This is a genomic window from Streptomyces sp. UNOB3_S3 (assembly GCF_020740895.1).
In the GTDB taxonomy this organism is placed as follows: Bacteria; Actinomycetota; Actinomycetes; order Streptomycetales; family Streptomycetaceae; genus Streptomyces.
The window spans coordinates 1-3107 of sequence record NZ_JAILXP010000563.1; the positions used below are offsets into that span (position 1 = coordinate 1).

General features: G+C 76.8%; 3 protein-coding genes. 1 reads left to right on the forward strand and 2 read right to left on the reverse strand.

The features are described 5' to 3' along the window. The coding region (mycP, locus tag K6I33_RS33610) for a type VII secretion-associated serine protease mycosin (protein WP_229358558.1) at positions 1 to 959 on the reverse strand (959 nt) is incomplete at its 3' end. Next, positions 956 to 1648: a hypothetical protein gene (locus tag K6I33_RS33615; protein ID WP_229358560.1), complete on the reverse strand. Its 693-nt coding sequence runs from the start codon at positions 1646 to 1648 to the stop codon at positions 956 to 958. The genes K6I33_RS33615 and mycP, both read right to left, overlap by 4 nt. 245 nt (positions 1649 to 1893) lie before the next feature. Here K6I33_RS33615 and K6I33_RS33620 point away from each other — a divergent pair, with 245 nt between their 5' ends. Further along, on the forward strand, positions 1894 to 3081 hold the full coding sequence (locus K6I33_RS33620) for an amino acid deaminase/aldolase (RefSeq protein ID WP_374286541.1): 1188 nt from the start codon (positions 1894 to 1896) through the stop codon (positions 3079 to 3081). The last annotated feature ends 26 nt before the right edge of the window (positions 3082 to 3107 follow it).

Genomic DNA, 3107 nt, shown 5'->3' on the forward strand with positions numbered 1-3107 from the left:
GCCGCCGGGTCCACCATCCCCGCGCCCACCTCGTCGTCGCGCCCGCCCGCCGGCCGGTCCCGCGCGGTCTCGGTCAGCAGTTCGCGGACGCGTGCCGGGCTCAGCCCCGGCCGCGCGGACCGCAGGAGCGCCACGGCCCCGGAGACGAAGGCGGAGGCCGCGCTCGTCCCCCAGCCCTCGTAGTAGCGGCGGTCCGGGTCGGCGATGACCACGTCGACGCCGGGGGCGCTGACGGTGGCGTACCAGCGGCGGGTGGAGAAGGAGGCGCGGCCGCCGTAGCGGTCGACGGCCGTCACGGCGATCACACCGGGGTAGGCCGCCGGGTAGGAGACGTGGTCGCCGTGCTCGCCGCCGTTGCCGGCGGAGGCGACGACGACGGCTCCCTTGGCGAGCGCGTACTGCACGGCCTCGTCCTCGCGCGGCTCGGGGTGCGCGGTGTCGCTGTCGTCGCCCAGGGACAGGTTGATCACGTCGGCGCCGTGGTCGGCGGCCCAGCGGATGCCGTCCGCGAGGGCGCTGCCGCGCGCTCCCCGGGCCTTGGCGCGGGCCGGGTCGCCGTCCTCGAGGATCACCCGCACCGGGAGGATCCTCGCCTCGGGGGCGACACCGGTGATCCCGTCGGCGTCGTCCTCGCCGTGCCCGCGCCCGGCGACGATCCCGGCCATGGCGGTGCCGTGCCGGGCCCAGGCCCGGTCGCCGGGCCCGGCGCCGAAGCCGATCAGGTCCTTGCCCGGCAGCACCCGTCCCCGCAGGTCCGGGTGGCCCTCGTCGACGCCGGTGTCGAGCACGGCGACGGTGATCCCGGCGCCCTTGGTCGTCCGCCAGACGTCCTGGACGTGGAGGGCGTCGAGCGCCCACTCCTGCGCCCTTATGGCGTCCGCCCGGGCCGGGGCGGCGGCGAGCACGGCGAGGGCGGTCCCGGCGGCCAGCGCGGCCAGGGCCCGGCGCGGGCGGCTCATCGGCCGGCCTCCCTGCCCGCCGGCCGGTGCGCGGCGTCGCGGTAGGCGCGCGCCACTGCCTCCGCGAGGGCCGTCGCGTCATGGCCGAGCCCGGCCTGCGCCGGGGCCTCGGTGGCGCCGGGGACGACCGCCCGGGCGGCGGGCAGCGGCGGGGCGCCCGGGCGCCCGTCGGCGAAGCCGGTGACGGCGTAGACGACGACGGGCAGGTCCGTCATGACGGTGATGTGCCAGCTGGCGCGCTGCGCGTCGCCGAAGCGCGCGGCGGGGGTGTCCCGGAGCGCGAGGGGGCGGGGCATCAGGTCGGCGCGCTCGTCGAGGTGTTCGTCGGCGAACCGGCGCCGCAGGGCGCGCATGCCGGCGGCGTCGGCGTCGGTGACGAGCAGGCCGACGGTGGTCACGTGCGACGACGTGACATCGGCGTAGGTGGCACGCAGCAGCCGGGCACAGCCGACGGGGGCCAGGGCGGTGGCGAGGAGGGGATCGAAGGCGCCGGCGCAGCCGCCGTCGGGGGCGACGCCCAGCCGGGTCCACTCGCGCGTGGCGCCGCCGGGCCCGGCCGCGTCCCGCTGGAGGGCGGCCGGGAAGATCCGGTCGACGGGGAGGCCGCGCCAGAGCGTGGCGCCGCGCGTGTAGGCGGCCTCGGCGGCCGAGCCGTCGCCCTGGCCCGCGGCCAGGCAACTCCCGGTCACGGCCCCGGCTATGAGGCCCAGCCCGAGGACCAGGCAGGCGGCGGCATGGGTTCCGCTTCGGTGCTCAACCTGCGCTCCCCCTCGCGAGCCGACCGGTCGTACCGCCGTATGTCGGACATCCGCCACATCCGCCGCCGGCCCAAGGCCGTGGTGTGCGCGCCACTTTACGGTGCGCGACACGACGGGTGCCATTCGCCCGGGCCGACCCCTGGTCAGCGGAATCCCGCTCTGGCAGGCTGCCCGCCATGTCGTCCGACAGAGCGCGTTACGACCGGGCCACCGCCCATCTGGACGCTCCCCTCGCGGTGGTCGATACCGGGGCGTTCGATGCCAATGCCGCCGATCTGGTGCGGCGGGCGGGGGGCAAACCGGTACGAGTGGCGAGCAAGTCCGTACGGTGCCGGGCACTGCTGGAGCGGGTGCTGGCCCGGGAGGGCTTCGCGGGCGTGCTGGCCTACACCCTCGCCGAGGCGCTGTGGCTGGCGCGTTCGGGGATTCCGGACGTACTGGTCGCCTATCCGTCGGCGGACCGCGCGGCCCTCGCGGAACTGACCTCGGACCCCAAGCTCGCCGCCGCCGTGACGGTGATGGTGGACGACCCGGCGCAGCTGGCGGTCGTGGAGGCGGCCCGGACGGGGCGTGAGGAGGTCCGGGTCTGCCTGGAGTTGGACGTCTCGCTGCGCCTTCCGGTCGGCCGGGTACGGATCGGTGCATTGCGCTCTCCGGTGAGCGATCCGGGCGAACTGGCAAAGCTGGCCCGGGCCGTCGACCGCCGTCCGGGCTTCCGCCTGGTGGGTCTGATGGCCTATGAGGCACATGTGGCGGGCGTGGGTGACACGGTGGCCGGGCGGCCACTGCGGTCCCGGGCGATCCGACTGATGCAGTCCGTCGCCCGGGAACGGGTCGCGGCCCTGCGCGCGGAGGCCGTGCGGGCCGTACGGGAGGTGGCGGAGCTGGAGTTCGTCAACGGCGGCGGGACCGGCAGTGTGCAGTACACGGCGGCCGAGGACGCGGTGACGGAGATCGCCGCCGGGTCGGGGCTGTACGCGCCACGCCTGTTCGACGGCTACTCGTCCTTCACCGCCCGCCCCGCCGCGCTGTTCGCCCTGCCCGTGGTGCGCCGGCCCGGGGTGGGCGTGGTGACGGTCCTGGGCGGCGGCTACCCCGCGTCGGGCGCGGCCGGACGGGACCGGCTGCCCGTGCCGTACCTCCCGGCGGGGCTGCGGCTGGCGGACCGGGAGGGCGCCGGCGAGGTGCAGACCCCGCTGCTGGGGCACCCGGCCGACGATCTGCTGATCGGCGACAGGGTGTGGTTCCGGCACGCCAAGGCGGGCGAGCTGTGCGAACGGTTCGCGGAGCTCCATCTCGTCGAGGGCGACAGGGTGGTGGACACGGTCCCCACGTACCGGGGCGAGGGCCGCACGTTCCTGTGACGGGCGCCTCCCGCGCGGGGTTCCGT

Coding starts and splice junctions, on each gene's coding strand:
- K6I33_RS33620 (WP_374286541.1), top strand. CDS start 1,894: ATGTCGTCCGACAGAGCGCGTTACGACCGGGCCACCGCCCATCTGGAC.